General features: G+C 57.0%; 24 protein-coding genes and 2 riboswitches. Of the genes, 16 read left to right on the top strand and 8 right to left on the bottom strand.

Annotated features, from left to right (window positions below; genetic code table 11):
- Positions 1-265 precede the first annotated feature (265 nt).
- Positions 266-1,078 (bottom strand): pyruvate, water dikinase regulatory protein, encoded by an 813-nt coding sequence (locus R0I78_RS08705; RefSeq protein ID WP_317075062.1) that lies wholly within the window; start codon positions 1,076-1,078, stop codon positions 266-268.
- 181 nt (positions 1,079-1,259) lie between these two features.
- Between R0I78_RS08705 and ppsA the strand changes: the two genes are divergently transcribed.
- From ppsA to R0I78_RS08675, 6 genes are all read left to right on the top strand, one after another.
- Positions 1,260-3,635, top strand: coding sequence for a phosphoenolpyruvate synthase (gene ppsA, locus R0I78_RS08700; RefSeq protein ID WP_317075083.1), 2,376 nt, complete (start codon positions 1,260-1,262; stop codon positions 3,633-3,635).
- A gap of 202 nt (positions 3,636-3,837) precedes the next feature.
- Positions 3,838-4,533, top strand: a complete 696-nt coding sequence (gene queC, locus R0I78_RS08695) for a 7-cyano-7-deazaguanine synthase QueC (RefSeq protein ID WP_019934882.1) — start codon at positions 3,838-3,840, stop codon at positions 4,531-4,533.
- Positions 4,533-4,889 carry a 6-carboxytetrahydropterin synthase QueD gene (queD, locus tag R0I78_RS08690; protein WP_317075061.1) on the top strand — a complete coding sequence of 119 codons (357 nt, stop codon included), beginning with the start codon at positions 4,533-4,535 and terminating at the stop codon, positions 4,887-4,889. Before queC ends, queD begins: the two co-directional genes overlap by 1 nt.
- A complete protein-coding gene (queE, locus tag R0I78_RS08685) occupies positions 4,886-5,602 on the top strand; it encodes a 7-carboxy-7-deazaguanine synthase QueE (protein WP_317075060.1) in 717 nt (238 codons plus the stop codon). Before queD ends, queE begins: the two co-directional genes overlap by 4 nt.
- A gap of 88 nt (positions 5,603-5,690) precedes the next feature.
- Positions 5,691-6,491, top strand: a complete 801-nt coding sequence (locus R0I78_RS08680; protein ID WP_317075059.1) for a MetQ/NlpA family ABC transporter substrate-binding protein — start codon at positions 5,691-5,693, stop codon at positions 6,489-6,491.
- On the top strand, positions 6,484-7,329 hold the full coding sequence (locus R0I78_RS08675; protein WP_317075058.1) for an alpha/beta hydrolase: 846 nt from the start codon (positions 6,484-6,486) through the stop codon (positions 7,327-7,329). The genes R0I78_RS08680 and R0I78_RS08675 overlap by 8 nt, the downstream gene beginning before the upstream one ends.
- Before the next feature lie 172 nt (positions 7,330-7,501).
- Here R0I78_RS08675 and R0I78_RS08670 read toward each other — a convergent pair whose 3' ends face one another.
- The 3 genes from R0I78_RS08670 to R0I78_RS08660 are packed head-to-tail and all read right to left on the bottom strand — an operon-like array spanning position 7,502 to position 10,460.
- Entirely contained in the window at positions 7,502-7,762 is a 261-nt protein-coding gene (locus R0I78_RS08670) for a DUF1289 domain-containing protein (RefSeq protein WP_317075057.1), read from the bottom strand.
- Between the two features lie 49 nt (positions 7,763-7,811).
- On the bottom strand, positions 7,812-9,086 hold the full coding sequence (locus R0I78_RS08665) for an FAD-binding oxidoreductase (protein ID WP_317075056.1): 1,275 nt from the start codon (positions 9,084-9,086) through the stop codon (positions 7,812-7,814).
- A gap of 15 nt (positions 9,087-9,101) precedes the next feature.
- Positions 9,102-10,460, bottom strand: a complete 1,359-nt coding sequence (locus tag R0I78_RS08660) for a glutamine synthetase family protein (protein WP_317075055.1) — start codon at positions 10,458-10,460, stop codon at positions 9,102-9,104.
- 186 nt (positions 10,461-10,646) lie between these two features.
- Between R0I78_RS08660 and R0I78_RS08655 the strand changes: the two genes are divergently transcribed.
- The 7 genes from R0I78_RS08655 (at position 10,647) to R0I78_RS08625 (ending at position 18,124) form a co-directional block, all read left to right on the top strand.
- Positions 10,647-12,005, top strand: coding sequence for a glutamine synthetase family protein (locus R0I78_RS08655; RefSeq protein WP_410506574.1), 1,359 nt, complete (start codon positions 10,647-10,649; stop codon positions 12,003-12,005).
- Between the two features lie 19 nt (positions 12,006-12,024).
- Positions 12,025-13,407, top strand: coding sequence for an aspartate aminotransferase family protein (locus R0I78_RS08650; protein WP_317075054.1), 1,383 nt, complete (start codon positions 12,025-12,027; stop codon positions 13,405-13,407).
- Positions 13,400-14,506: an extracellular solute-binding protein gene (locus tag R0I78_RS08645; protein WP_019934872.1), complete on the top strand. Its 1,107-nt coding sequence runs from the start codon at positions 13,400-13,402 to the stop codon at positions 14,504-14,506. The genes R0I78_RS08650 and R0I78_RS08645 overlap by 8 nt, the downstream gene beginning before the upstream one ends.
- A 191-nt stretch (positions 14,507-14,697) precedes the next feature.
- Positions 14,698-15,819 carry a putrescine ABC transporter ATP-binding subunit PotG gene (gene potG / locus R0I78_RS08640; RefSeq protein ID WP_317075053.1) on the top strand — a complete coding sequence of 374 codons (1,122 nt, stop codon included), beginning with the start codon at positions 14,698-14,700 and terminating at the stop codon, positions 15,817-15,819.
- A gap of 12 nt (positions 15,820-15,831) precedes the next feature.
- Entirely contained in the window at positions 15,832-16,722 is an 891-nt protein-coding gene (gene potH, locus R0I78_RS08635; protein ID WP_019934870.1) for a putrescine ABC transporter permease PotH, read from the top strand.
- 3 nt (positions 16,723-16,725) lie between these two features.
- Positions 16,726-17,571: a putrescine ABC transporter permease PotI gene (gene potI, locus R0I78_RS08630; protein WP_317075052.1), complete on the top strand. Its 846-nt coding sequence runs from the start codon at positions 16,726-16,728 to the stop codon at positions 17,569-17,571.
- Positions 17,572-17,581: 10 nt separating this feature from the next.
- Positions 17,582-18,124 (top strand): cupin domain-containing protein, encoded by a 543-nt coding sequence (locus R0I78_RS08625; protein ID WP_317075051.1) that lies wholly within the window; start codon positions 17,582-17,584, stop codon positions 18,122-18,124.
- Here the strand turns inward: R0I78_RS08625 and R0I78_RS08620 are convergent, their stop codons facing one another.
- Positions 18,125-18,673, bottom strand: coding sequence for a cupin domain-containing protein (locus R0I78_RS08620; RefSeq protein WP_317075050.1), 549 nt, complete (start codon positions 18,671-18,673; stop codon positions 18,125-18,127).
- A 159-nt stretch (positions 18,674-18,832) separates the two neighbouring features.
- Here R0I78_RS08620 and ald point away from each other — a divergent pair, with 159 nt between their 5' ends.
- Together ald and R0I78_RS08610 are read left to right on the top strand one after the other, a co-directional pair.
- Positions 18,833-19,957, top strand: a complete 1,125-nt coding sequence (ald, locus tag R0I78_RS08615) for an alanine dehydrogenase (protein ID WP_317075049.1) — start codon at positions 18,833-18,835, stop codon at positions 19,955-19,957.
- Between the two features lie 14 nt (positions 19,958-19,971).
- The gene (locus tag R0I78_RS08610; RefSeq protein ID WP_317075048.1) at positions 19,972-21,255 is read left to right on the top strand and encodes a DUF4010 domain-containing protein; all 1,284 of its coding nucleotides are present in this window, start codon (positions 19,972-19,974) and stop codon (positions 21,253-21,255) included.
- Between the two features lie 183 nt (positions 21,256-21,438).
- Here R0I78_RS08610 and lysC read toward each other — a convergent pair whose 3' ends face one another.
- Both lysC and argA read right to left on the bottom strand, forming a co-directional pair.
- Positions 21,439-22,776, bottom strand: coding sequence for a lysine-sensitive aspartokinase 3 (gene lysC, locus R0I78_RS08605; RefSeq protein WP_317075047.1), 1,338 nt, complete (start codon positions 22,774-22,776; stop codon positions 21,439-21,441).
- A 66-nt stretch (positions 22,777-22,842) separates the two neighbouring features.
- Positions 22,843-23,014, bottom strand: a riboswitch (Lysine riboswitch).
- Positions 23,015-23,091: 77 nt separating this feature from the next.
- Positions 23,092-24,420 (bottom strand): amino-acid N-acetyltransferase, encoded by a 1,329-nt coding sequence (gene argA, locus R0I78_RS08600; protein ID WP_019934863.1) that lies wholly within the window; start codon positions 24,418-24,420, stop codon positions 23,092-23,094.
- A 279-nt stretch (positions 24,421-24,699) separates the two neighbouring features.
- On the opposite strand from argA, the gene nhaD reads away from it, so the two are divergent.
- Complete coding sequence (gene nhaD, locus R0I78_RS08595; RefSeq protein WP_317075046.1) at positions 24,700-26,145, top strand: sodium:proton antiporter NhaD; 1,446 nt, start codon at positions 24,700-24,702, stop codon at positions 26,143-26,145.
- A 34-nt stretch (positions 26,146-26,179) separates the two neighbouring features.
- Here the strand turns inward: nhaD and R0I78_RS08590 are convergent, their stop codons facing one another.
- Entirely contained in the window at positions 26,180-26,743 is a 564-nt protein-coding gene (locus R0I78_RS08590; RefSeq protein ID WP_019934861.1) for a TMEM165/GDT1 family protein, read from the bottom strand.
- A 25-nt stretch (positions 26,744-26,768) separates the two neighbouring features.
- A riboswitch (yybP-ykoY riboswitch) is annotated at positions 26,769-26,943 on the bottom strand.
- Between the last annotated feature and the right edge of the window lie 24 nt (positions 26,944-26,967).

The raw sequence follows: 26,967 nt of genomic DNA, 5'->3' as shown, positions 1-26,967 counted from the left end.
AGTCCCTGAGGGTTGCTCAAGTTAAGTTGTTGTTAACTGCCGGCCTTGTTATCTGTCTGGTATGGCGGGCAGAACCACATCGCAGTGTTTTGGGCACTCTGTGAGGCTCAAAAATAACCAGTTTCAGGGTGGATTGACCCTGTGGTTAATCACAGGGATCAATGTATACATTTTTGTAAACACTAAATCAATTTTTTGTGCATATTTGATGCTTGATATGTGTGTTTGGTCGCGATTTATTGTACTGTAAACGGTGGTTGAGGCCTTAGTAAATTCTGCGTTTTATGCCTGTTTTCTCCAGAATCTTCACTGAAATCTCTTCTACCGAGTGAAAGGTAGTGTCGATAAAAGGAATGGCTTCCATACGAAACAGGCGTTCAACCTGATCCAGTTCGTAACGACATTGTTCAATGTCGGCATAACGGCTGTCGGCCCGGCGACGTTGACGAATTTCTTGCAGCCGGCCCACATCAATGGTCAGCCCAAACAGTTTGTGGCGGTTTGCCTTGAGTGCCGGCGGCAGGTTCATTTGCTGCATGTCCTGATCAATAAAGGGGTAGTTGGCCACCCGTATGCCAAACTGCAGCGCCAGATAAAGACTGGTGGGCGTTTTACCGCAGCGAGATACGCCCACCAGTATGATATCGGCCTCGTCATATTCCTTGGTGGTCACACCATCGTCGTTATCCAGAGCATAGTTCACTGCGTCGATGCGCAGATCGTAGTTTTGTTTGTTGGCGATGCTGTGGGCCTTGTGAGCGCGGGGTTCAGCCTTTACTCCCAGTTGTTGCTCAATGGGAGCCACGAAGGTGTTAAGAAAGTCGTAGCACATGGCTTCGCTGTCGATGATGATATTGCGCAGCCTATCATCAATGATGGTATGAAATACCAAGGGGCGTTTGCCACTCTGGTGAAAGCTGTCGTTGATGCGGTCACGGATGGCCCGCGCCTTGTCTTCATCTTCGACAAAAGGAAAAGTTATTTGCTCAAAAGGCAGGGGAAACTGACTCAGCACTGCATGACCGAATACCTCGGCTGTGATCGCCGTCCCATCAGAAACATAAAAAACCGTGTGCACAGGGCCTCCAGATCTCACTTTCGCGTATTGACGCGGGTAAGACGTTTACCCGCTTTTCGAGGCCATTGTAGAATCAAAACCGTGTACAGGCCCATATCATTACAACAATACCAAGGGTCTGATCCTACACAGAAATCTGATGAGATACGGATATCCCAACCCTTTTTGTGGAGACGTGGCAGTGCAGGAATATGTGATCTGGTATGAGCAACTCGGTATGAACGACGTAGACCGGGTTGGCGGCAAGAACGCTTCTTTGGGCGAGATGATAAGCCAATTGGCCGGTGCCGGTGTATCCGTGCCCGGTGGCTTTGCGACCACCGCCTATGCCTTTAACGAATTTCTTGAACAGAGCGGCCTGAACGACAGGATTCATGACCTGCTCGACAAACTGGATGTAGATAACATCGCCGCCCTGGGTGACGCCGGCAAGTCTATTCGCCAGTGGGTGATTGACACGCCGTTCCAGCCCGAGCTGGAAAACGCCATTCGTGATGCCTACACCGAGCTGTGTGGCAAGGCCGGTGAGCAGGCGTCGTTTGCGGTGCGCTCGTCTGCCACCGCTGAAGACATGCCCGATGCCTCCTTTGCCGGGCAGCAGGAAACCTTCCTCAACGTGCGTGGCCTTGACTCGGTAATGGAAGCCATCAAGCACGTCTTTGCGTCATTGTTTAACGACCGGGCCATTTCTTACCGTGTGCACCAGGGTTACGACCATAAGGGCGTGGCGTTGTCGGCGGGCATTCAGCGCATGGTGCGTTCCGACATTGCCGCCTCTGGCGTCATGTTTACTCTGGATACCGAGTCCGGTTTTGATCAGGTGGTGTTTGTAACTTCCGCCTGGGGCCTGGGTGAAATGGTCGTGCAGGGTGCGGTGAACCCCGATGAGTTCTACGTGCACAAGCCAACACTCACGGCCGGCCGCCCCGCGGTGGTGCGTAAAACGCTGGGCTCCAAGCTGCAGAAAATGATCTACGCCGGCGGTGCCGAACTTGGCAAGCAGGTGGATATCAAGGAAACCAGCCGGGAAGAGCGTCGTCAGTTCTCCCTCACCAACGAGGAAGTGATGGAGCTGGCCAAGCAGGCCATGATCATCGAAAAGCACTACCAGCGTCCGATGGACATTGAGTGGGCAAAAGATGGTGCAGACGGCAAGCTTTATATCGTACAGGCTCGTCCGGAAACGGTACGCAGCCGTCAGGATGCCAATGTGCTGGAGCGTTTCGCGCTCAGCCAGCAGGGTGACGTGATTGCCGAAGGCCGCGCCATCGGTCATAAAATTGGTGCCGGTACTGCCAAGGTGATTGAATCCATTGAGCAGATGGACGATATCAAGGCCGGTGATGTGCTGGTAACCGACATGACCGACCCGGACTGGGAGCCAATCATGAAGCGGGCTGCTGCCATCGTGACCAACAGAGGCGGGCGCACCTGTCACGCGGCCATTATTGCCCGTGAACTCGGCATTCCCGCCGTGGTGGGCTGTGGCAACGCCACCGAGCTGGTACAGGATGGCCAGCAGGTCACTGTATCCTGTGCCGAAGGCGACACCGGCTTTATTTATAACGGCAAGCTGGAGTTCAGCGTCAATACCTCGGAAGTGGGCTCCATGCCTGCCTCGCCGGTGAAGGTAATGATGAACGTGGGTAACCCCGACCGGGCCTTTGACTTTGCTCAGCTGCCCAACGCCGGTGTGGGCCTGGCGCGGCTGGAATTTATCATCAACCGCATGATTGGCGTGCATCCCAAGGCGCTGCTGAACTACGACAGTGAAAGCCCCGAGCTCAAGCTCAAAATCGACGAGATCATCGCCGGCTACGACAGCCCGCGGGAATTCTTTGTGGCCAAGCTGACCGAAGGCATCGCCACCCTGGCGTCTGCCTTCTGGCCGGAGCGGGTGATAGTGCGTATGTCTGACTTCAAGTCGAACGAATACGCCAACCTGCTGGGCGGTGACGCCTACGAACCGGACGAAGAAAACCCCATGCTGGGCTTCCGTGGCGCGTCCCGTTATATCTCTGACGACTTCCGTGACTGCTTTGCCATGGAATGTGAAGCGATGAAGCGGGTGCGTGAAGACATGGGGCTGACCAACGTCGAGATCATGATCCCCTTCGTGCGCACCCTGAACGAAGCGGCGTCGGTCATCGACATTCTTGGCGAGAACGGCCTCAAGCGCGGTGAAAACGGGCTCAAGGTCATTATGATGTGCGAGCTGCCGTCCAACGCCCTGCTGGCGGACAAGTTCCTCAACTACTTTGACGGCTTTTCCATCGGCTCCAACGACATGACCCAGCTCACATTGGGCCTGGATCGGGACTCCGGACTGGTAGCGGGCTCCTTTGACGAGCGTGACGAGGCGGTCAAGGCGCTGCTGGCCATGGCCATTCAGGCTGCCCGCAAGGCCGGCAAGTACGTGGGCATCTGCGGTCAGGGCCCGTCGGATCACGCCGACTTTGCCGCCTGGCTGGTGGAGCAGGGCATCGACTCCGTGTCCCTCAACCCGGATACCGTGATCGACACCTGGCTGTATCTGGCGGAGCACGTTAAGCACTGATCTCTGTCTGGTGAATATCAAGGGCGCTTCGGCGCCCTTTTTTAGTGTGTAGTGCACCAGGGAATAGAGATTAGGGATTTGGGATTAGAGGGGGAGCGCATCATTGCCAGTCCCCAGACTTGCGCTCACCGCCCACGGCGTTAAAATGCCCATCGCTTTTTACCCGGTCGCAGCCTACCCGGACAAAACAAGGACACAATCTATGAAAGCACTGCTGATCTGCTCCGGCGGATTTGACTCCGTCACGCTTGCCTGGCGTCTGGCGGCGGACAATGCCCTCGGCGCTCTGCTGACCTTTGACTACGGTCAGCGCCACAAAAAAGAAATCGACGCCGCGCGGCTGTGTGCCGAGCGCCTCAATGTACCTCATCTGGTAATGGACATCGGCCATATCGGCCGCCAGCTTTCCGGCTCGGCACTGACCGACGACATAGACGTGCCCCACGGCCACTACAGCGAAGAAAACATGAAGGTGACAGTCGTGCCCAACCGCAATGCCATCATGCTGACCATCGCGTTTGGCGTGGCCGCTGCCCGTGGCCTCGATACGGTGGCGCTGGCGGTGCATGGCGGTGATCATTTTATCTATCCCGACTGCCGCCCCGACTTTATTCGTCTGTTTGCCGAGATGCAGGCACAAGCCCTCGACGGCGTGGCCGAGGTGGCGCTGCTGGCCCCTTACGTCAACACCGACAAGACCGACATTGCCCGGGATGCGGCCCGCTTCAGAGTGCCGGTGGCCGATACCTGGTCCTGCTATGAAGGCGGCGAGCAGCACTGCGGCCGCTGTGGTACCTGTGTGGAGCGTATTGAGGCCATGGCTCTGGCTGGTCTGAAAGATCCCACCTCTTATCAGGACACGGAGTTCTGGCAGCAGGCAGTGGCGAGGGCGAAATAATGTATACCATCAAAAAAGAGTTTCATTTTTCCGCCTCGCACCAGTTGAAACAAATGCCCGACTGGCATCCCTGCGCCCGGCTGCACGGCCATAACTATGTGGTGGTGATCGAGCTGCAAAGTGAGCATCTCGATCAGTACGGCTTTGTGCGCGACTACCTTGAACTCAAGGCGTTCAAGGATTACATCGACAACCAGCTCGATCACCGTCACCTCAACGAGGTGCTGGGGGACGAGTGCACCACCGCCGAGCGGCTGGCCCGCCACCTCTATGACTGGGCGCGGGCACGCTGGCCTGAGGTGAGTGCCGTGGCGGTATCGGAAACCCCCAAAACCTGGGCGGAGTTCCGGCCATGATCGCCATCAGCGAAATCTTTGGTCCCACCATTCAGGGGGAAGGAGCGCTCACCGGTGTGCCCACCGTGTTTGTGCGCACCGGCGGTTGTGACTTTCGTTGCAGCTGGTGCGATACCCTCTATGCGGTCGAGCCCCGTTTCAAGGCCGACTGGACCCCCACGAGCGCCAGGGCGGTGCTGGCCGAGGTGGAGCGCCTGAGCGGCGGCCGGCCACTGCTGGTAACGCTCTCCGGCGGTAATCCGGCGCTGCAACCGCTGGGGGAGCTGCTGGATCTTGGCCATGCACGGGGCTACACCTTTGCCATTGAAACTCAGGGCAGCAAGGTGCAGGACTGGTTTGCCCAGCTCGATCACCTGACCTTAAGCCCCAAGCCGCCGTCGGCGGGCATGGCCTTCAGCCAAAGCCGGTTTGATGCCTGTCTGGCCGCCGCCGGGGTGAATACGCAAGTCACCCTCAAACTGGTGATTGCCGACGAAGCCGATTATCAGTGGGCCCGTGAATTTGCCGCCCGCTATCCGCAACTGCCGCTCACCCTGCAGCCCTGCAACCCGGTGCCCGCCACCCCCGACGAGCCGGAGCGGGAAACCGATCTTGAGGCGCTGAATGCTCGCCTGCGCTGGCTGGTGGACAGAGTCACCGCCGATGGCTGGTTCAACGCCCGGGTGCTGCCCCAGCTGCATGTGATTATCTGGAACAACGAGCGGGGCGTGTAAGCCGATAAATCCATTGCCTGTTTGAATCCTCTTGCATATTATGGACGTCTAAACGTCCGTTATGTGATTCCGTTTCAAAGGAGTGCTTATGTCCCGTCTTTCCCTTGCTCTGCCCTTGCTGGCGCTGTGCTCCTTTCCGCTGCTGGCGGTGGATGAGGCCAAACAGGAAATTGTGATTGGTACCACAGTCGGCGACTTTGCCGACATGGTCACCGAGTCGATCAAGCCCCAGCTTGAAGCACAGGGCTACACAGTGACACTGGTGGAGTTCACCGATTATGTGATGCCCAATCTGGCCCTGGCGGAAGGTTCACTGGATGTAAACTGTTTTCAGCACAAGCCTTATCTGGATACTTTCAGCCAAAGCCGCGGCCTGGCGCTGAGCCCCATCACCCAGGTACCCACCGGCCCCATGGGGCTCTATGCCGGCAAGGCGGATTCGCTTGAACAGGTAAAGCTGGGCAGCACGGTTGCCATTCCCAATGATCCCACCAATCAGGCCCGGGCCCTGCTGATGCTGGAAGACATGGGCTGGATTACCCTTAAAAAGGACATAGATCCACTCAAGGCCAGCGAGTTTGATGTGGCGGAGAATCCCAAAGGCATTCGACTGGTAATGCTGGAAGCCGCCCAGCTGCCGCGCTCACGGCAGGACGTGGATTTTGCGGTGATTAACGGCAATTATGCCGCATCCAGTGGTATTCCCTTCAGCGACGGGTTGTTTCTGGAGCGCAGTTACGACTTTATCAACTGGGTGGTGGTGCGTGCCGAAGACAAAGAGCAACCCTTTGTGCAGGATGTGATCGCCGCCTATAACAGTGAGGTGTTTAAAGAATACGCCAGCAAGCAGTTTGAAGGTTACAAGTACCCTGAGTCCTGGCATGAGTGATCCCCGGGAATACCATATCGATCTGGATGGCCGCCGGCTGGCGGTGGTAGAGTGGGGTGATCCGCAAGGGACACCTCTGGTAGCGCTGCACGGCTGGCTCGATAACGCCGCCAGCTTTACCCTGCTGGCGCAGCGGTTGCCCGACGTTCGTTTGATTGCCCCGGATCTGGCCGGCCACGGCCGCTCCGATCACCGCGCTCCCGGCCAGCCCTATTACATCTGGGATAATGTGGCCGATGTGCTGGCCTTGCTGGATGCACTTGAACTTAAGCAAGTGGCGCTGCTCGCCCACTCCATGGGGGCCAGTATCGCTACCCTGCTGGCAGGGGCTTTTCCTGAACGGATCAGCCAGCTGATGCTGCTCGACGGCCTGGCCCCGCGCACCTACGCCGCCGATACTCTGCCGGAGCAAATGGCGGCGGCACTGAAAAAAGGCAAGCGCATTCGCCGGCGCGGCTGGCGGCCTTACTCAAGCTTTAATGATGCGCTGCAGGCTCGCATGAGTGGCCGTTATCCGGTCAGCCGTGAAGCCGCAAACTGGCTGCTGGCCCGCAGTCTGGAACACAGGCCTGAAGGCTGGGTCTGGCGGCACGATATCGCCCTGAGCCAGCCCTCTGTGGTGCGTTTGTGTAACGAACAGATAGCGGCATTTTTGCAGCGGCTAAGCATGCCGGTGCTGCTGATGATGGCTGAACGGGGTGATGAAATTGACGGCGTGCAGCCACTGTTGAAACTGGTGCCCGAGTTGACTTATCGAGTGCTCGACGGCGGCCATCATATGCATCTGGAAGACGCACCGGCGGCGTTGATTGCCGGGCTTATCAGGGAAAGGTTGTAACAGATTAAGTTGGGACTCGTCCCAACCGACCCGACAACTCCGACGTTGCTCGAAGCAGCAGTGGGGATTGCCGTAGCCGAGCGTTACATGGAGGTACTTGAAGCGTGTCGGCGGAGTGTAACCGCGCTGCTGATTCGTGAACTCCTTTATTACAGACAATGGAGGTGTAGCCTTACAATGGCAGGGTATCCTGGGGCGGAGTATGTTGCTGTTCGAGCTCCAGCTCCAGCTGTTTCTTGCGGGCGGCGGCCAGCACCCGGCGCTTGCGATCCTGGCACAGGCGGATCACCTCCCGGCGCTGGGCGGGAGTAAACTTCAGCCAGTTAAAGCGCTCGTCCCGGCTGCGAAAGCAGCCCTTGCAGTAACCCCTGTTGTTGACCTGGCAGACGCCGGTGCAGGGGCTGGGGACATCAAAAAACTCCAGTTGCTCCATAAAGCCGCCTCCTTTCCATTGCTTTCAATGGAGCATATTCTGCTTACATTTACAACAGATCCCGCAGCCGGTACCAGGTCATGGCCAGCACCAGTGCCGGCGTGCGCAGCAGCCGGCCGCCGGGAAAGTCGTGATGGGGAATGCGGGAAAACAAATCAAAGCGCTCGGCGCTGCCGGCAATGGCGTCTGCCATCAGGCTGCCGGCCATGCCGGTCAGGGCAATGCCGTGGCCGGAGAATCCCTGGGCAAAATACACATTGCCGTTGAGCCGGCCGAAGTGGGGGGCCCGGTTCATGGTGATGCCCACATAGCCGCCCCAGGTGTACGCTTGTTTAACGCCTTTCAGCTGCGGAAACACATGGCGCAGCCGCTTGCCCATGGAGTCTGCCAGGTTGACCGGATCCAGCCCGGAGTAACTGACCCGGCCACCGAACAGCAGGCGGTGATCAGCACTCAGACGAAAATAGTCGAGCACAAAGTTGATATCGGCCACTGCCATGTTGTTGGCAATTAATTGCCTGGCCCGCTCCTCTCCCAGCGGCTCGGTAGCGGTAATATAGGTGCCCACCGGCATGATCTTGCGCTCAATATCCGGCGCTATGCCCTCCAGATAGGCGTTACCGCACAGCAACAGATGGCGGCAGCGCACCACGCCATGAGGGGTGTGTACCACAGGGTGCTCGCCCTGCTCAATGCGGGTGGCGGGGGTGTATTCAAAAAACTGCGCGCCGGCCTCGGCAGCGGCTTGTGCCAGCCCAAGGGTGTAATTAAGCGGATGCACATGACCGCTGGCGCTGTCATAAAGGCCACCAAGATAAGCTTCAGTGCTCATTTGCCCGCGCACCTGCTCTTTGCTCCACATCTCCAGCGAGTCGTAGCCATAATCCTGGCGCAGGCTGTTGGCCCAGCTTTCCAGCTCTTTCATATGCCGGGGTTTTACCGCCGCATGCAGGTGGCCGTTGGCCAGGTCACAGTGAATATTGTGTTTATCAATGCGTTGGCGCATTTGGGTGAGGGCCTCAATGGAGATGTTCCATAATTGCCGGCCGACGGTGTCTCCCACCAGCTTTTTAAGGGTGTGCTGCTCACAGGCATAGCCAAAAATCATCTGGCCGCCGCTGCGTCCGGAGGCACCCCAGCCCACTTTATGGCTGTCCAGCACGGCGACCTTATAACCTCGTTCTGCCAGATTAAGTGCGGCACTGCAGCCGGTAATTCCGGCCCCCACAATGCATACATCCACCTCCAGGTTGTCATGCAGGGCAGGGTGATCGAGTACCGAGTGGGCAGATGCGGCGTAATAGGAATCGGCGTGAGACTGCATAAAGGCTCCTGACTCTTACACTAGGTGTTGATACCACTGATATTCCAGCGGCGTGACATGCTGATCGAATTCGGCCAGTTCAAAACGCTTGTTGATAAGATAAGCGCGATGAAACTCCTTGCCCAGATATTGCGACAGCCGGTGCGACTGGGCAAAACGGTCCAGCGCGCTTTGCCAGCGGTAGGGCAGCAGCGCCAGATCCAGCTTGTTGGCATCACCCTGAATGGGGGCGGGCGGATGCAGCTGTTCGGTAATGCCGTGATCCACAGCAGCAAGAATGGCCGCCACCACCAGATAGGGGTTGGCATCGGCACCGGCAACGCGGTGCTCCAGCCGGGTATTGGCGGGATCGCCGGACGGAATGCGCACCGCCACAGTGCGGTTGTCAAAGCCCCAGCTGGCGTGCAGAGGCACAAACATATGGGGCTGCAGCCGGCGAAAGGAGTTGGCATTGGGGGCAAACAACGCCATCGACTCCGGCAGCATGCTGAGGGTGCCGGCAATGGCCTGACGCAACAGCTCGTGATCCTCGGCAAAGACATTATTGCCGTCATCATCCAGCAGGCTCACATGAATATGCATACCCGAGCCGGCCTGGCCGTTGTAAGGTTTTGCCATAAAGGTGGCATACATGCCCTGCTTGATGGCAATGGCCTTGATTGCCCGCTTGAGCAAAATGGCCTGATCGCAGGCGGCCACGGCATCGTGCTGGTGAGTCAGGTTAATTTCAAACTGGCCCGGTGCATATTCGGCTACGGCATTGTCGGCAGGAATGCCCTGCAGTTTGCACACCTCGGCTACCTGAATAAGGAAGTCTTCCCAGCTGTCGAGATCGTCCAGGGAATAGACCTGGGTGTCGTGCATGCGCTCGTCTGTGCCCGGCAAAATGGGCGGCTGGGGCAGGCCGTCGGCCCCTTCTTTTTGATCCACCAGATAAAACTCCAGCTCCACTGCCACACAGGGGTGCAGGCCTTTTTCTTTCAGCCGGCTAAGCACCCCCTGCAGCACATGGCGGGGATCGGCAAAAAACGGGCTGCCGTCAACATCTTCCATGGTCATTAAAATCTGCCCGGACGGAATTTTGTGCCAGGGCACGGGGGCCAGGGTGTGAGGCAGCAGCCGGCATACCCGATCACTGTCCCCTTGCGCCAGGCCCATACCGGTTTCTTCCACTGTCTGGCCGGTAATGTCGAGGGCAAACACCGAAGCTGGCAGGCTGATGCCCTGCTCCAGCGCCTTTTCAAAGGCGCTGGTCTGAATGCGTTTGCCGCGAATAACGCCATTGATATCACACAGCATCAGATCCACAGACTGATAATCAGCCCAGGATGAGGCGAGCTGGCCGGTGCGGGACCGGTAACGGGATTTGGTCATGAGTTTATCCTTAAACAGTCAAACCATGTTTACTATCCATAAAACGTTGTTAAATTGTAAAGGTTAAAAATTTACATTAGAGTAACATTAGTTTTTTATTAACGATACGCTATGTCTATGTCTAGCATACTTTTACACCGATATGGACTATGCTGACCAGTGTGTTTTTCATCCAGAGCCTGAATTATGAGTGTTCAAGATCCTGAAAATCGCGATATGGAATGGCTGCGCCAGTGGATGCAGCAGCATGCCATTACCGAAGTGGAATGCCTGCTGCCCGACTTTACCGGTAATGCCCGGGGCAAAATACTGCCCGCCAGCAAGTTTCTGAAAGAAGGCGGTATGCGCCTGCCCGACAATATTTTTCTGCAAACCGTGAATGGCGACTGGCCCGATGATGAAAACATCGACTGGACCGAGCGCGACATGGAGCTGCATGCCGACATCAATACGCCCCGTCTGGTGCCCTGGGCCAGCGAACCCACCGCACAGGTGATCCACGACTGTTTCGATGCCGACGGTAATCCGGTGGAAATTGCGCCGCGCAGTGTGCTGCGCCGGGTACTCAAGCTTTACGAGCAGGAAGGCTGGCGGCCGGTAGTGGCTCCCGAGCTTGAATTTTTTCTGGTGAAGAAAAACGAAGACTGGGACTACCCGCTGGAGCCCCCCATTGGCCGCAATGGCCGGCCCGAGACTGCCCGTCAGTCGTTCAGCATTGATGCGGTTAACGAGTTTGATCCTATCTTTGAGGAAATGTACGACTTCTGCGAGGCGCAGGATCTGGAAGTGGATACCCTGATCCACGAATCCGGGGCGGCGCAGATGGAGGTGAACTTTATTCATGGCGATGCCATGGATCTGGCCGATCAGGTGTTTCTGTTCAAGCGCACTATGCGCGAGGCGGCCATGCGCCACAACGTGTATGCCACCTTTATGGCCAAGCCGATGAAAAACGAACCCGGCAGCGCCATGCACATTCATCAGAGCCTGGTAGATGCAGAAGGTAACAATCTGTTTGCCAATCCGGACGGCAGTCACAGTGAGCTGTTTCTCCATTATATAGGTGGCATGCAGCGCTTTATTCCCGGAGCGGTGGCGCTGTTTGCGCCCAATGTTAACTCCTACCGCCGGCTGGCTTTTGGTGACTCAGCTCCGCGCAATATGGCCTGGGGAGAAGACAACCGCACTGTGGGGCTGCGGGTGCCGCGTTCGGGCCTGGCTGACCGGCGTATTGAAAACCGCTTTGCCGGTGCCGATGCCAACCCTTATCTGGCGCTCGCAGCCAGCCTGGCCTGCGGTTACCTCGGCATGAAACAGCGCATTGCTCCTACGGAAGAAGTGGTGGGCAGCGCCTACGACATGCCCTTTGGCCTGGCTCGCAACCTCGAAGAAGCCCTGCTGGAGCTGGAGCAGTGCGAGCAGCTGCGGGACATATTGGGGGATCGCTTTGTACGGGCCTTTATCGCGGTCAAGCGCAAGGAATATGAAGCTTTCTTTACGGTGATCAGCGCCTGGGAACGGGAGTTTCTGCTGCTGAACGTATAACTGCTGACAGGAGTCAATCATGCCGGAGTTGAATCAAGTATCGTGGCAACAGCTGGATGCGTCTCATCATCTGCATCCTTTCACTGACAGCCGGGCGCTGCAGCAAAAGGGGGCCCGGGTGATTGAGCGGGGTGAGGGGGTGTACCTGTGGGACAGCCAGGGCCAGCGCATTCTTGACGGCATGGCCGGGCTTTGGTGTGTGAATCTGGGCTATGGCCGTCAGGAGCTGATAGAGGCGGCGCATCAGCAGTTACAGCAGCTGCCTTATTACAATCTGTTTTTTCAGACCACCCATCCGCCGGCGGCCAGGCTTGCCGCCACCCTGGCGGGTATTTTGCCCGGAAATATGCAGCATGTGTTTTTTACCGGCTCCGGCTCCGAGTGTAACGACACTGTCGTGCGCATGGTGCGACATTTCTGGGCACAGCAGGGCCAGCCGAAGCGGCAGGTGATTATCAGCCGCAAAAATGCCTATCACGGCTCCACGCTTGCCGGGGCCTCTCTTGGCGGTATGAAGCCCATGCATGCACAGGGCGGTCTGCCGCTGCCGGACATGGTGCATATTGATCAGCCCTATTATTTTGCCGAAGGGCAGGGAATGACGCCCCATGAATTTGGTCTGGAGCGGGCCGGGCAGCTGGAGCAGAAAATTCTGGAGCTTGGGCCCGAGCGGATAGCCGCTTTTATCGGCGAGCCCATTCAGGGGGCCGGCGGCGTCATTATTCCTCCCGCCAGCTACTGGCCGGAAATACAGCGCATCTGTAAAAAGTACGACATTCTGCTGGTGGTGGACGAAGTGATCTGCGGCTTTGGCCGCACCGGCCACTGGTTTGCCAGCGAATACTACGGCCTGGAGCCCGACTTGCTGTGCATGGCCAAGGGCATTACCTCCGGCTACATTCCCCTGGGTGCGGTGGCGGTGGGTGAGCGGGTGGCACACACCCTGATTGCCGGTGGGGAATTCTTTCACGGCTACACTTACTCAGGCCACCCGGTGGCCTGTGCCGTGGCCCAGGCCAATATCGAAGTGATGCAGCAAGAGCACATTATTGAGCGGGTGCATGATGATATTGGTCCTTACCTGCAACAGCGCTGGGCCAGTCTGGCCAGCCATCCTCTGGTAGGGGAGACCCGTGGTCTGGGGCTGGTAGCCGCGCTGGAACTGGTGGCCGACAAAGCCACGCAAGCCCGTTACTCAGAGAGCGCCGGTGCCGGCATGATTTGCCGGGAGCACAGCCTGGAGATGGGGCTGGTGATGCGCGCCGTGGGCGACACCATGATTATTTCACCGCCGCTGGTGATCACTCATCAGCAGGTAGACGAGCTGATAGACAAGGCACGCCAAACGCTGGATTTGACCCTTTCTACGCTGAACAACCGACAAGGAAAGCACCATGACTAAATCTCCCGTTTTTAAAACCGGACTGCTGGCCGCCGGTGTGGCACTGGCGCTGAATGTACAGGCGCAGGAGCCGGCTCAGGTCAACTTTTATAACTGGTCTGATTATATCGCCGAAGACACCCTGGCCAACTTCACCAAAGAAACCGGCATTGAGGTCACCTACGATGTATTTGACTCCAACGAAGTGCTGGAAGCCAAGCTGCTGGCGGGCAATACCGGTTTTGATGTGGTCGTGCCCACCGGTGACTTTATGGGCCGGCAAATTCAGGCCGGGGCTTTTTTACCGCTGAACAAGCAAAAACTGCCCAATTACGACAACCTGGATCCGCGCATCATGGCGTTGCTGCAGGAGAAAGATCCCGGCAACCAGTTTGGCATTCCCTATTTATGGGGCACCACCGGCATAGGTTATAACGTCGACAAGGTGAAAGAGGCGTTAGGCGAGGATGCGCCGGTCGACTCCTGGGATCTGGTACTGAACCCGGACAACCTGGAAAAGCTGGCTGGTTGTGGCGTGGCTTTTCTGGATGCGCCCACCGAAATTTTCGCCGCGGCGCTCAACTATAAAGGGCTGGATCCGAACAGCACCAATGCCGCCGATTACAATGGTCCGGCTACCGAGCTGATGATGCAGCTGCGCCCCCACATTACCTATTTCCATTCCTCCAAATACATTAACGATCTGGCCAACGGTGACATCTGCGTGGCCGTGGGCTGGTCCGGCGACATACTGCAGGCCAGAGACAGAGCCGATGAAGCAGACAGAGGCGTCAAGGTGGCCTATCGCATTCCAAAGGAAGGAGCGCTGATGTGGGTGGATATGCTGACCATTCCCAAGGATGCCAAACACCCCGACAATGCTCATGCACTGATTAACTACCTGCTCAAGCCCGAGGTGATAGGGGAAGTCTCCAACTATGTGGCTTACGCCAACCCCAATAAAAACGCCAATGAGTTTGTGGATGCCGACATTCTTAACGATCCGGGCATTTATCCCAGCCAGGAAGTGGCCGACAAGCTCTACACCGCCAAACTGTTGCCGCAAAAAGTAAACCGGGTGATCACCCGCGCCTGGACCCGGGTAAAAACTGGCAGGTAAACAAGCTTCGGAGCCACACCGAAGCACCGGCAGGGCTACCTCCTTCGACACGCTGCAAGTACATCCATGTAGCGCTCGGCAAATGCCATCCCTGGCATTTGACGGTCGAATCCGGTAATCCCTGCCGTTGCTCCGGAGCTTCAATGTTTTTGCAGGTCAGCTAACGTTAAGCAAGCAATACGGAGACAAGCATGCCAGAGCAGGAACAAGCCATTAGTGCGGTCACGGCACCGTTTTTAAATATTCGCGGCGTCAGCAAGTTATATGATGGTCAGCCGGCGGTGGACGACGTCAGCCTGGAAGTGCAGCGGGGGGAAATTTTTGCCCTGCTGGGAGCCTCGGGTTGTGGCAAGTCCACTTTGCTGCGCATGCTGGCCGGGTTTGAACCGCCGAGCAAGGGAGAAATTTTTCTCGACGGCGTCGATATTGCCGATGTGCCTCCCTACGACAGACCCATCAATATGATGTTTCAGTCTTACGCGCTTTTTCCCCATATGACGGTGGAAGCCAACATCGCCTTTGGGCTGAAACAGGACAAGCTGCCCAAGAACGAGATTGCTGAGCGAGTGGCAGAAATGCTCAAACTGGTGCACATGGAAGACTATGCCCGCCGCAAGCCCCATCAGCTGTCCGGCGGTCAGCGTCAGCGGGTGGCGCTGGCGCGCAGTCTGGCCAAGCGCCCCAAGCTACTGCTGCTTGACGAGCCCATGGGCGCGCTCGACAAAAAGCTCAGGGAAGAAATGCAGCTGGAGCTGGTGAACATTATCGAGAAAGTGGGCGTGACCTGTGTGATGGTGACCCACGATCAGGAAGAGGCCATGACCATGGCCGGACGTATAGCCATTATGAACAAGGGCCGGCTGGTGCAGGTAGGCGAGCCGCTGGATGTATATGAATACCCCAACTGCCGCTTCAGTGCCGAGTTTATCGGCTCGGTAAACGTGTTTGACGGTGTGCTGGAAAGTAACGAAGCCGACAGTGCACTGATTCGCTGCCCTGATGTAAAGCGCCCGTTGCAAATCAACCATGGTGTGTCTATTGGTGAGGGCCTGCCCATCATGATAGCGGTGCGGCCGGAAAAAATGCACCTGAGCTTTACCGAGCCGGAGCAGGAATATAATCGTCTGCGGGGTGTGGTGGATGAAATTGCCTATCTGGGTGATGTCTCCATTTATCATGTGCGGCTGCCATCCGGTAAGCGCATTTTGGCCACCCTGCCCAATATTGACCGGCACCGGCAGAATAATCCTACCTGGGGTGACAATGTGTTTCTGCGCTGGAATGCGGACAGCTGTGCCGTGCTCATGACCTGAGGAGGCCGATACATGAAAACGTTGAAAATCGCCACTGGTCAGCGGCTGGTGATAGCGCTGCCTTACACCTGGCTGCTGCTGTTTTTTCTGGTGCCTTTTCTGATTGTATTTAAAATCAGTCTGTCGCAAGCGGCGCTGTCCATTCCGCCCTACAGCGAGGTACTGAGCTTTGCCGATGAGCAGCTGCAGATTATTCTTAATTTTGGCAATTATCTGTTTCTGCTGAGCGACAGCTTATATATACAGTCTTACCTGCAATCTCTGAAAGTCGCGGCTGTTTCCACATTATTATGTCTGCTGATTGGCTTTCCCATGGCCTGGGCCATTGTTCACTCCAAACCCTCTACCCGCAATGTGCTGCTGATGCTGGTGATATTGCCGTCCTGGACGTCGTTTCTGATCCGCGTTTATGCCTGGATGGGCATACTGGGTAATACCGGCTTTCTTAATAATGCGCTGCTGTGGCTGGGAGCCATTGACGAGCCGCTGCAAATTCTCAACACCAACACCGCCGTTTATATCGGCATTGTGTATGCCTATCTGCCTTTTATGATATTGCCGCTTTATACCGCCTTGATGCGGCTGGACTACTCCCTGGTGGAAGCCGCCGCCGATCTTGGCGCCCGGCCCATGACAACCCTGTTTACGGTGATAGTACCGCTGGTGAAAGGCGGCATTATTGCCGGTGCCATGCTGGTGTTTATTCCGGCGGTGGGGGAGTTTGTGATTCCTGAACTGCTTGGCGGCCCTGATACCCTGTTGATTGGCCGAGTGCTGTGGCAGGAATTCTTTAATAACCGGGACTGGCCGGTAGCCGCGGCGGTGGCCAGTGTGATGCTGTTGCTGCTGATGGTGCCCATTATGTGGTTCCACCGCATTCAACGCCGCGAAATGGAGGGCTGAGCCATGAATATGATTCCTGTCAGCCGCTCTCGTTTGCGGCCCCTGATCCTCTGGCTGGGCTTTGGGTTTTTGTATGCGCCCATGCTGTTGCTGATCATCTACTCCTTTAACAGCTCCCGGCTGGTCACCGTATGGGCGGGCTGGTCCGCCAGATGGTACGGCGAGCTGCTGGCCGACGACATGATGATGCAGGCGGTGGGCTTAAGTCTGACCATTGCCTTTTTTGCCGCCAGTGCGGCCGTGGTACTGGGCACGGTGGCGGGGTTTGTGCTCACCCGCATCGGCCGCTTTCGTGGTGAGGGCGGATTTGCTTTTATGATCACGGCCCCGCTGGTCATGCCTGAGGTGATCACCGGTCTGTCCTTGCTGCTGTTGTTTGTGGCCATGGGGGATCTGGTGGGCTGGCCGGCCCAGCGCGGTATGAGCACCATCTGGATTGCCCATGTGACCTTCTGTACCGCCTATGTGGCGGTGGTGGTCAGCTCCCGTCTGCGTGAGCTGGACCGCTCGCTGGAGGAGGCCGCCATGGATCTGGGCGCGCGGCCGCTCAAGGTATTTTTTGTGATCACCCTGCCCATTATTGCGCCGGCCATTGTTGCCGGCTGGCTGCTGGCATTTACCCTGTCGCTGGACGATCTGGTGATCGCCAGCTTTGTGTCCGGACCCAATGCCACTACCTTGCCCATGGTGGTGTTTTCCAGTGTACGGCTGGGAGTCAGCCCCAAGATCAACGCCCTGGCCACTATTATCATCGTGATAGTGTCGCTGGTGACCTTTATCGGCTGGTGGCTGATGGCCCGGGCCGAAAAGCGCCGGGCACAGGAAGCGGCCGCTGCCCGGGCCGGCTGAGGAGGTTGCCATGGATTTACCCGAGCGACTGAAATGGCTGCGCATCCGGCATGGCCTGACCCAGCGGGAGCTGGCCAAGCGGGCCGGTGTGAGTAACAGCCTGATCTCGCAAATAGAGCAGGCGGCGGTAAATCCGTCGGTGGCGACGTTAAAAAAAGTGCTGGATGGCTTTCCCATCTCCATGGGGGCGTTTTTCAGTCTGGAGCATAACGCCGGCAGGCCCGTTTTCTTTCGCGCCGATGAACTGGTGAAGCTGGGCAGTAATGGCGTCACCATGTGGCTGCTGGGGCCACCGGGCAGTGATCGCAAGCTGGCGCTGCTGCGGGAGCATTATCCGCCCGGTGCCGATACCGGCCCGGAAATGCTCAGTAATGACGCGGAAGAAGCCGGCCTGGTGCTCAGTGGTGAGATTGAAATTACCGTGGGGGAGGAATGCCGCCTGCTTAAGGCCGGTGACGGCTATTACTTTGATACTCATCAGCCACACCGTTTTCGCAACCCGGGTACTCAGGCCTGCGAGCTGATCTCCGCTGCCACACCGCCCACCTTTTAGTTACATGGTCTGGGGCTGGCTGGCAGAAACAATATGCAGCTCCTTGTCGCCAATATTCACGAAACGGTGAGGCTCTGTGCTGTCGAAGTAGTAGCCGTCGCCCGGGCCCAGTTCAAAATGGCGTTCGCCTACTACCAGTAACAGTCTGCCCTCAATCACCACACCGCACTCCTGGCCCGGGTGGCTGATCATGTCCGGGCCGGTATCGGCACCAATGGGCATGGTTTCTCGCAGCAGAGTAATATGCCGGCCCGGAAAACGGCTGCCAATCAGCCGGTAGCTGATATTACCGGTACCACGCTCGGGCTGATCTTCAGCCCGGTACACCACAGGTTTAATGGCATCAGCGGCTTCTTCCTCGGCAAAAAAGTCCGCCAGTGTCATGGGAAAGCCGTCCAGCAGCTTTTTCAAAGAGCCAATGGACGGGCTGACCTGGTTTTTTTCGACCTGGGAAATAAAGCCGTTGGTCACGCCGGAGCGTTTGGCCAGCTCCCGCTGCGACAGTTTAGCCTGCAGGCGAATGGTTTTAAGACGAAGGCCAATATCCATAACGGCGGTGTACTCCCTAAGTTGCAATTGAATCTTTATTATTGCGCAAGCAGAATGTCGCTCCGGCTTCTATAACAAAAGAAGCAACAACAATGAATGCAAGCGGCCGTGTAGTGACCGCATTCTACTCTAAAACAGGTACGCACACAGGGGTTGAACATGGATATCGCAGTACCCAAAGAAATCAAGAATCATGAATACCGGGTGGGGATGACGCCGGGTGGTGTGCGCGAGCTGACCAGAGCCGGGCATACAGTGCGGGTGCAAACCGGTGCCGGCGAGGGCGTGGGGTTCAGTGATGAGCAATATGCCGCCGCCGGGGCCGAGCTGGTGCAGGACGCCGGTGCTTTGTTTGCCGGTGCCGAGCTGATTATTAAGGTAAAAGAGCCACAGCCGGAAGAGTATCAGCGGCTGAGACCCGGTCAGGTACTGTTTACCTATTTGCATCTGGCACCGGATGAAGCTCAGACCAAGGGCCTGCTGGCTTCGGGCTGCACCGCCATTGCCTATGAAACCGTCACCGACGATCACGGCGGTTTGCCGTTGCTGGCCCCCATGAGTGAAGTGGCCGGCCGCATGGCGGTGCAGGCCGGTGCTCACTGCCTTGAGAAAGCGCAAGGCGGACGAGGTGTGTTACTGGGAGGCGTGCCCGGCGTGGTGCCGGCCCGGGTGCTGGTGCTGGGCGGCGGGGTAGTGGGCGTGAACGCGGCCCGGGTGGCCATGGGGCTGGGGGCCGACGTCACTATTTTTGACAGATCCTTGCCCCGGCTCACTCAGCTCGACGCGCTCTATGGCCCGGCCATTAAAACCCAGTATTCCACTGCCGATGCCATTGAGGCCGAGCTGTCACGGGCGGATCTGGTGATTGGTGCCGTGCTGATCCCCGGTGCTTCTGCGCCCAAGCTGGTGACCCGGGATATGCTAAAAAAACTGCCCAAGGGGGCCGTGCTGGTGGATGTGGCCATTGATCAGGGCGGCTGTTTTGAAACCAGCAAGCCCACCACTCATCAGCAGCCTACCTTTGAGCTGGATGGCGTGGTGCACTATTGCGTGGCCAACATGCCCGGCGGTGTGGCCCGCACCTCTACCCTGGCGCTTACCAACGCCACGCTGCCTTTTGTGCAGGCTTTGGCCAACAAGGGCTGGCGCAAGGCCATGCAGGCAGATCCGCATCTGGCCCGCGGGCTGAATATTCACAACGGCAAGCTGGTGTATCAGGCGGTGGCCGAGGCACATAATCTGACTCATCAGCCACTGGAGCAGGTGCTGGCTGAACAGGACTAAGCGGATAAACAGACATGAATGAGCTGGCCGCCGAGTTGTGGCGTGATCATCAGGCACTGGTGCGCCTTGGTATTGCCCTGTTACTGGGTGCCCTGATTGGTATTCAGCGGGGCTGGCAGTGGCGCAAGGCCGAAGCCGGCCAGCGTATTGCCGGCATTCGTACTCACTCGCTGACCGGTCTGCTGGGCGGACTGATGGCGTTGCTCGGACAAAGCACCAGCCATTGGCTGCTGGTGGCAGGACTGGCGAGTGTGGTGGCCATCAGTCTGGTGGCTTACCGGGCTCAGGTGCGCACCATGAATGACTTCAGCATTACCGGCAGCATTGGCCTGCTGCTGACGTTTTGCTTTGGTGCTCTGGCGGTGGTGAACAGTCCGGCCATTGCCGCCACGGCGGCGGTGATCACGGCCTTTATTCTGGATAACAAACAGGAAATTCATGGCCTGCTGCGCAAGCTGCAGGAGCATGAGCTGGACGCCGGCCTTAAACTGCTGCTGATTACGGTGGTGATGCTGCCGCTGCTGCCCAATCAGGCCATGGGGCCGGGTGGCGTGATTAATCCCTTTGAGATCTGGTGGATGGTGGTCTTGATCGCCTCCATTTCCTTTCTGGGTTATTTTGCCATTCGCGTGGGCGGCACTGAAAAAGGGATTTTGTTCACCAGTCTGTTTGCCGGACTCAGCTCCTCTACCGCCCTTACTCTGCACTATTCAAGGCTGTCAAAGGAGTCACCTGTGCTGTCGCCCTTGCTGGCGGCCGGTGTGCTGCTGGCCTGTGGCACCATGTTTCCCCGTATTCTGGTGTATTGTGCATTGATTAATCCGGCCTTGCTGCCCATTTTGTGGTGGCCGGTGCTGGTGATGACCTTGCTGCTTTATGGCCCGGCGGCGGTGATCTGGCACCGGCACAGCGCCGGCGGCAGTGTGGAGCAGCCCAGTCTGAATATGAATCCGCTGGACTTGAAGGCCGCATTGTTGTTTGGCGGTCTTATTCTGTTGATTATGGTGCTGGGAGAATGGCTGAAAAAGGCGCTGGGCAATGCCGGTGTGCTGTTGCTGGCATTGGCATCGGGAGTGACTGATGTGGATGCCATTACCCTGTCGTTAACCCGCATGTCCCAGAGCAGTCTGGATGCGGGAACCGCTGTGCTGGGAATCGTGCTGGCGGCATCGGTCAACAATCTGGTCAAGGCGGGCATGGCAGTCAGCCTGGGTGACAGCGCGCTTGGCCGGCGGGTAGCCTGGCCCATGGGCATCTCCCTGATCGCCGGCCTGCTCACCGCCTGGAGCCTGAACTAAAGCTTTCAGCCGTAAGCTGTCAGCTATAAGTTGTACAGAAGAGGCTGTGGAAATTGCGGTAGTGATGAAGTGATTGTGGTGTCTGAAAAGAAAAAAGCAGCGTTGCCTGATACACGCTGCTTATTAATATTTTATAGCTTATAGCTTATAGCTTATAGCTTATAGCACCGGCCAAAGGCCGGTTTAAGCCGGCAGCAGTTCTTTGTGCAGATCGGCAATGACCTGAGTAGCCTTGTCTTCTTCCACCAGAAAGCAGAAATTATGGGGGCTGGCACCGTAGCAGATCATGCGAATATTCACATCGCCAATGGCCTGGAATACGCGGCTGGCGGTGCCGCCCGACTCGCTCATGCGGTTACCAATCAGTGCCACCAGCGCCAGACCGTCTTCCACTTTCAGATGGCAATGCCGGCCCAGTTCGGTTTTCACTTCCTCGGTCAGCAGCTCGGCACCGGCGTCCAGTGTCAGGGATACGCTGATCTCAGAGGTGGTGATCAAATCCACCGAGATTTTGTGCTTGGCCAGAATCCCGAATACTTCTGCCAGAAAACCGTGAGCCTGAAACATGCTCTGGCTGGTGAGGGTCAGCAGCACCTGATTGCGGCGCAGGGCCAGGGCCCGGAACAGCGGCTGACTGGGGGTGCTGTTGCGAATCCAGGTGCCGCCTTCTTCCGGTGCCCGGCTGGAGCCGACAAACACCGGAATCTGACAGCGTACCGCCGGCTGCAGGGTGGCCGGGTGCAGCACCTTGGCACCAAAGGTGGCCATTTCCGAGGCTTCACTGAAGCTGATTTCAGGAATGGCGCGGGCCTCGCTTACCAGGCGTGGATCCGTGGTGTAAATGCCGGGCACATCGGTCCATATTTGCACCGCTGAGGCGTTCAGGGCTTCGGTCAGCAGAGCGGCGGAAAAATCACTGCCACCCCGGCCAAGGGTAGTGGTGCGGCCATCGGGGGCAGCACCAATAAAGCCCTGAGTGACCACCAGTTGTTTGTCGCACAGGGGCTTGAGTTCTTTTTCCACTTCTGCCTTCAGGGTGACCAGATCCGGGGTGGCGCGGCTGAAGCGGTCGTCGGTGCGCATTACCTTGCGCACATCAAACCAGACTGCATCGGTGCCGCGGCTGCGCAGTAATTCCACAAACAGCTTGGTGGACATCATTTCGCCCTGGGCCACAATCTCATCGCTCAGCGCTTTGGTAGGGCTGATGGCGGCACTGTCAGCCAGCTCACGAATATGGTTGAGAATGTCTTCAATATGCCGGGTGAGCATTTCCGGACGCTGCAGGCTGTCGAGAATGCCTTGCTCAATGGCGGTTAATTGCTGCAGCATCTGTTCCCGCTCGGCCGGACCGTGATTGCCCGATGCCAGTGCTACCAGCAGATTGGTCACGCCGGAGCTGGCACTCAGCACCGCCAGACGAGTGTCGGGGTTTTGTTCAAGAATGGCGGCGCAGCGGCTCATGGCATCGGCGTCGGCAACGCTGGTTCCACCGAATTTGGCTACAACGGTTTGGTTCAAGGCAAGCTCCTTGCTTTGCTTATCAGTTCAAATTACGGGGGAACGGCTGAGAAGACATTGAAAAGGTCATCAGGAAGCACTCCACCCAACAGGTGACAGCCCGAAGGATTCAGCCTTCGCAGCCGACCAAAAGCGCAACGCCCACGCTCTCAATCTCGGCGTTATTCCCCTGACCGGCGATCATCGGAGTGGCGACTCCTGCTGCCGGCTGCCTGAATAACGCGCCTCTTCTTGCTGTATCAGCACATTGTGCTGATGCGGCCCTATAACTACTGATTTATGGCATCACTGTCAATGACGGTGAGGTTAAATCGTTCAGTTAAGCGCTTTAATCATGATTTTGGAGCGGCGTTGAAAGTTATACAGCTTCTGTTTACCCATGGGCAGCGCATTCACATCATCCGGCTTGAAGCCCCGCTCCTGAAACCAGTGAATGGAGCGGGTGGTCAGAATAAACAGCCGGCTCATTCCCCGTTTACGGGCCTGCTCTTCAATTTTTTGCAACAGCATATCGCCCCGGCTGCCCTTGCGGTAATCCGGATGAATGGCCACACAGGCCATTTCTGCCATGCCATCTTCCGGAAACGGATAAAGGGCAGCGCAACCGATAATGGCACCGTCTTTTTCGATAATGGTGAACTGGTCAATTTCCATTTCCAGTTGCTCCCGGGAGCGGCGCACCAGTACCCCTTCTTCTTCCATGGGCCGGATCAGATCAAGAATGCCGCCAATATCATCAATGCGGGCCTGGCGGGCCTGCTCGGCACTGAGGCTGACAATTTGGGTGCCCAGGCCATCACGGGTAAACAGCTCCTGAATAAGCGCGCCGTCTTCCCGGTAGCTCACCAGGTGGCTGCGAGGCACGCCACCGCGGCAGCTGGAAATGGCAGCCCGCAGATAACGGGCTGTGCCAGACAGGCTCTCGCCGTCTTCCAGCAGTTGTTGCAAGTGTGCTTCTGCCTGCTCGGGGAAGAGTTCGGCAATGGCTTCACCGTTTTCATTGAGTACACCGCGCTGAGAGCAAAAGCCGATTAACTTATCGGCCTTGAGCTCAATGGCCAGCCGGCGGGCCAGCTCTTCCGATGACAAATTAAAACTTTCACCGGTCACCGAAAAACCGATAGGGGAGATAAGCACGGTAGCGCCATTGGCCAGCTGATGATGAATGGTATCGGTGTGAATACGGCGCACACGACCAGAATGAATGTAATCCACACCGTCATCCACCCCCAGAGGCTGGGCAATCACAAAGTTGCCGGTCACCACATTGATACGGGCGTTTTGCATGGGGGTGTTTATCAGTCCCATGGACAGACGGGCGGTAATGTCCATCTGCAGGCCGCCGCACACGTCCTTGATCACGCGAAAGCTGGGTTCGTCGGTCACCCTTGTGTGCTTGTGAAATACGCCACTCAGACCCGCTTCGGTCAGGCCACGGTCGATCTGGGGGCGGGCGCCAAACACAATTACCAGCCTCACACCCAGGCTGGTCAGCAGAGCAATATCACTGATGATATTGGGAAAGTTGTCCTGATCGATGGCTTCACCACCGAGCATGATCACAAAGGTAGAGCCACGGTGAAGATTCACATAGGGGCTGGATTGGCGAAACGCCTTGACCAGGGCGGCATCATTTTCGCGCACGGGCTTGTCCTTGCTTGCCTGAAAAACACCGGATTATCATCGTGAAAATTCATGCAAAAAACAAGACTAATTATCCATTTTGTAATGTGTGTGACGGCGTTAGGCTTTACCCGCATGTATCGGGCGGATGGTGGCTTGTTTTAAATGCAAAACTGAGAGCCGTGTCGGGAAACCGGTCTGCGCCGAGGGCTGCCTTTATGTTAGCCTTTTTAAGGGCTTTGCTCGGTCACGAAAAAAGCCTGTAACTATAGTCAAAACAATATAAAAGCGAGAATAACAATGACAAGGAAACTGTGCCTGTTACTGGGCGGCCTGGCGGCATTGGTAAGCGCGCCGGCCTTTGCTGCTGCCACCGGGCAGCTGGATCTGACCAGTACCGGGGTAGGGGTGTTTGCGGTAGGGATCTTTGTGGTGGCTTATTTGCTGGTGATGGGAGAGGAATACCTGCACCTGCGCAAATCCAAACCCGTGCTGGTGGCGGCCGGTGTGATCTGGACCATGATAGGCTGGACCTACATGAACAACGGCATTCCCGGAGTCACGGAAGCCGCTTTTCGTCAGAATTTGCTTGAATATGCAGAATTGCTGCTCTTCCTGCTGGTGGCCATGACCTATATCAATGCCATGGAAGAGCGCAGGCTGTTTGATGCCTTGCGGGCCTGGATGATCCGCAAGGGATTCAGTTACAAATCACTGTTCTGGCTGACCGGCTTTTTATCTTTCTTTATTTCCCCCATTGCCGATAACCTGACCACGGCCCTGCTGATGTGTGCTGTGGTGACCAAGGTGGGTGAAGGTGACAGACGCTTTATCAATTTGTGCTGTGTCAATATTGTTATTGCCGCCAACGCCGGTGGTGCCTTCAGCCCCTTTGGTGATATCACAACGCTGATGGTCTGGCAGGCCGGTATCGTGAAATTTAACGAATTTTTTATTCTGTTCATTCCTTCCCTGGTGAACTATCTGATGCCGGCGCTGGTGATGAATTTCTTTATCGAGAATCGCAAACCGGCCGCACAATACGAAGAAATTGAACTCAAGCGCGGTGCCATTCGCATTGTGATGCTGTTCCTGCTGACCATTGCTTCTGCCGTGGCCTGTCACAGCCTGCTGCACCTGCCGCCGGTGCTGGGCATGATGACTGGCCTGGGTTATCTGCAGTTCTTCGGTTACTTTCTGCGTCGTACCCTGCCGGGCTCACTGGCACGCAAACGCGCCATGGCCCGCAAGCGGGGTGATGATGAAGCCCTGAAACGCCTGGGAAGCGTGGTGCCGTTTGATGTGTTCAACCGGGTGGCCCGGGCCGAGTGGGACACGCTGCTGTTCTTTTATGGTGTGGTCATGTGCGTGGGCGGACTGGGATACATGGGCTACCTGGCACTGGTCTCCGATCTGCTCTATACCAGCTGGGATGCGGTATACGCCAACATTACCCTGGGTGTGCTGTCAGCCATCGTAGATAACATTCCGGTGATGTTTGCCGTGCTGACCATGCAACCGGAAATGTCTCATGGCAACTGGTTGCTGATCACCCTGAGCGCCGGTGTGGGCGGCAGTTTGCTATCTATCGGCTCGGCGGCCGGTGTGGCGCTGATGGGCCAGGCAAGGGGCATGTATACCTTTGCCGGCCATCTTAAATGGACCCCTGTGATTGCGCTGGGCTATGTGGCCAGCATCATGGTGCATTTGTGGCTGAACGCCGACAGTTTCAGTATTTACGGCTGACAGCTGACACGCCCCGCTGAGCGGGGCGTTTTCGTTATAATGGCCACCACAACGTAGTAATCCCCAGCACCAGAAAAATAAGTGCGCTGATACCATGTACCCAGTGCATGGGAATACGCCCGCTGCCTTTGTGGCCGGCCAGCACCACCGGCAGGTTGGCCGCCATCATGCCCAGCGTTGTGCCTGCCACCACCCACCAGAAATCATCGACGAAACGCGCCGCCAGCAGCGTGGTGGCAATTTGGGTCTTGTCGCCGATTTCCGCGATAAAGAACAGAATAAAGGTGGCCATAAAAGGGCCAAGGCGATAAAAGCGGCTGTCGGTATCATCGGCCTTATCCGGAATCATCATCCATGCCGCCATTACAAAAAAGGACGCGGCCAGCAGCCAGCGCAGCCAGTCAGGGTCAAGCCAGCTTTGCAGCCAGACGCCCACAGTACCGGCAAGAGCATGGTTAATCACGGTGGCCAGCAAAATGCCGGCGGCAATCAGCAAAGGTTTTTGATAACGGCAAGCCAGTACCAGCGCCAGCAGTTGGGTTTTGTCACCAATTTCGGCAATGGCTACGGCAAGGGTTGAGGTGGTGAGGGCTTCCAATGTGCTTCCAAAGGGGACAGGCTTGTAATGAGGCCGAATAACAGACGACTGGCCGCCCGTCCCCGGTATTGGCACTCGTCTGTCAAAGGTCTCGTCAAACCGGTCAGGGTCACGGCCGCCATGGTGATTTTGCACCAACTATGTTGACGACCGTCTTCAGGCTGATTGCCCGATAGTGACTACTCCCCCTTGAGCAGGGAATCCGCATTATAGTAATTTGGGCT

This window comes from Oceanimonas sp. CAM02 (assembly GCF_032842915.1).
Taxonomy (GTDB): Bacteria; Pseudomonadota; Gammaproteobacteria; order Enterobacterales; family Aeromonadaceae; genus Oceanimonas; species Oceanimonas smirnovii.
This window is presented reverse-complemented; position numbering and strand designations above follow the sequence as displayed.

Excerpts from the sequence above, each read along its gene's own strand:
- nhaD (WP_317075046.1), top strand. The coding sequence starts at position 24,700 with ATGACAAGGAAACTGTGCCTGTTACTGGGCGGCCTGGCGGCATTGGTA.
- queE (WP_317075060.1), top strand. The coding sequence starts at position 4,886 with ATGATCGCCATCAGCGAAATCTTTGGTCCCACCATTCAGGGGGAAGGA.
- potG (WP_317075053.1), top strand. The coding sequence starts at position 14,698 with ATGCCAGAGCAGGAACAAGCCATTAGTGCGGTCACGGCACCGTTTTTA.
- R0I78_RS08665 (WP_317075056.1), bottom strand. The coding sequence starts at position 9,086 with ATGCAGTCTCACGCCGATTCCTATTACGCCGCATCTGCCCACTCGGTA.
- R0I78_RS08660 (WP_317075055.1), bottom strand. The coding sequence starts at position 10,460 with ATGACCAAATCCCGTTACCGGTCCCGCACCGGCCAGCTCGCCTCATCC.
- potI (WP_317075052.1), top strand. The coding sequence starts at position 16,726 with ATGAATATGATTCCTGTCAGCCGCTCTCGTTTGCGGCCCCTGATCCTC.
- potH (WP_019934870.1), top strand. The coding sequence starts at position 15,832 with ATGAAAACGTTGAAAATCGCCACTGGTCAGCGGCTGGTGATAGCGCTG.
- R0I78_RS08670 (WP_317075057.1), bottom strand. The coding sequence starts at position 7,762 with ATGGAGCAACTGGAGTTTTTTGATGTCCCCAGCCCCTGCACCGGCGTC.
- R0I78_RS08655 (WP_410506574.1), top strand. The coding sequence starts at position 10,647 with ATGAGTGTTCAAGATCCTGAAAATCGCGATATGGAATGGCTGCGCCAG.
- queC (WP_019934882.1), top strand. The coding sequence starts at position 3,838 with ATGAAAGCACTGCTGATCTGCTCCGGCGGATTTGACTCCGTCACGCTT.
- R0I78_RS08650 (WP_317075054.1), top strand. The coding sequence starts at position 12,025 with ATGCCGGAGTTGAATCAAGTATCGTGGCAACAGCTGGATGCGTCTCAT.
- R0I78_RS08680 (WP_317075059.1), top strand. The coding sequence starts at position 5,691 with ATGTCCCGTCTTTCCCTTGCTCTGCCCTTGCTGGCGCTGTGCTCCTTT.
- R0I78_RS08645 (WP_019934872.1), top strand. The coding sequence starts at position 13,400 with ATGACTAAATCTCCCGTTTTTAAAACCGGACTGCTGGCCGCCGGTGTG.
- R0I78_RS08675 (WP_317075058.1), top strand. The coding sequence starts at position 6,484 with ATGAGTGATCCCCGGGAATACCATATCGATCTGGATGGCCGCCGGCTG.
- ald (WP_317075049.1), top strand. The coding sequence starts at position 18,833 with ATGGATATCGCAGTACCCAAAGAAATCAAGAATCATGAATACCGGGTG.
- R0I78_RS08620 (WP_317075050.1), bottom strand. The coding sequence starts at position 18,673 with ATGGATATTGGCCTTCGTCTTAAAACCATTCGCCTGCAGGCTAAACTG.
- R0I78_RS08625 (WP_317075051.1), top strand. The coding sequence starts at position 17,582 with ATGGATTTACCCGAGCGACTGAAATGGCTGCGCATCCGGCATGGCCTG.
- queD (WP_317075061.1), top strand. The coding sequence starts at position 4,533 with ATGTATACCATCAAAAAAGAGTTTCATTTTTCCGCCTCGCACCAGTTG.
- R0I78_RS08610 (WP_317075048.1), top strand. The coding sequence starts at position 19,972 with ATGAATGAGCTGGCCGCCGAGTTGTGGCGTGATCATCAGGCACTGGTG.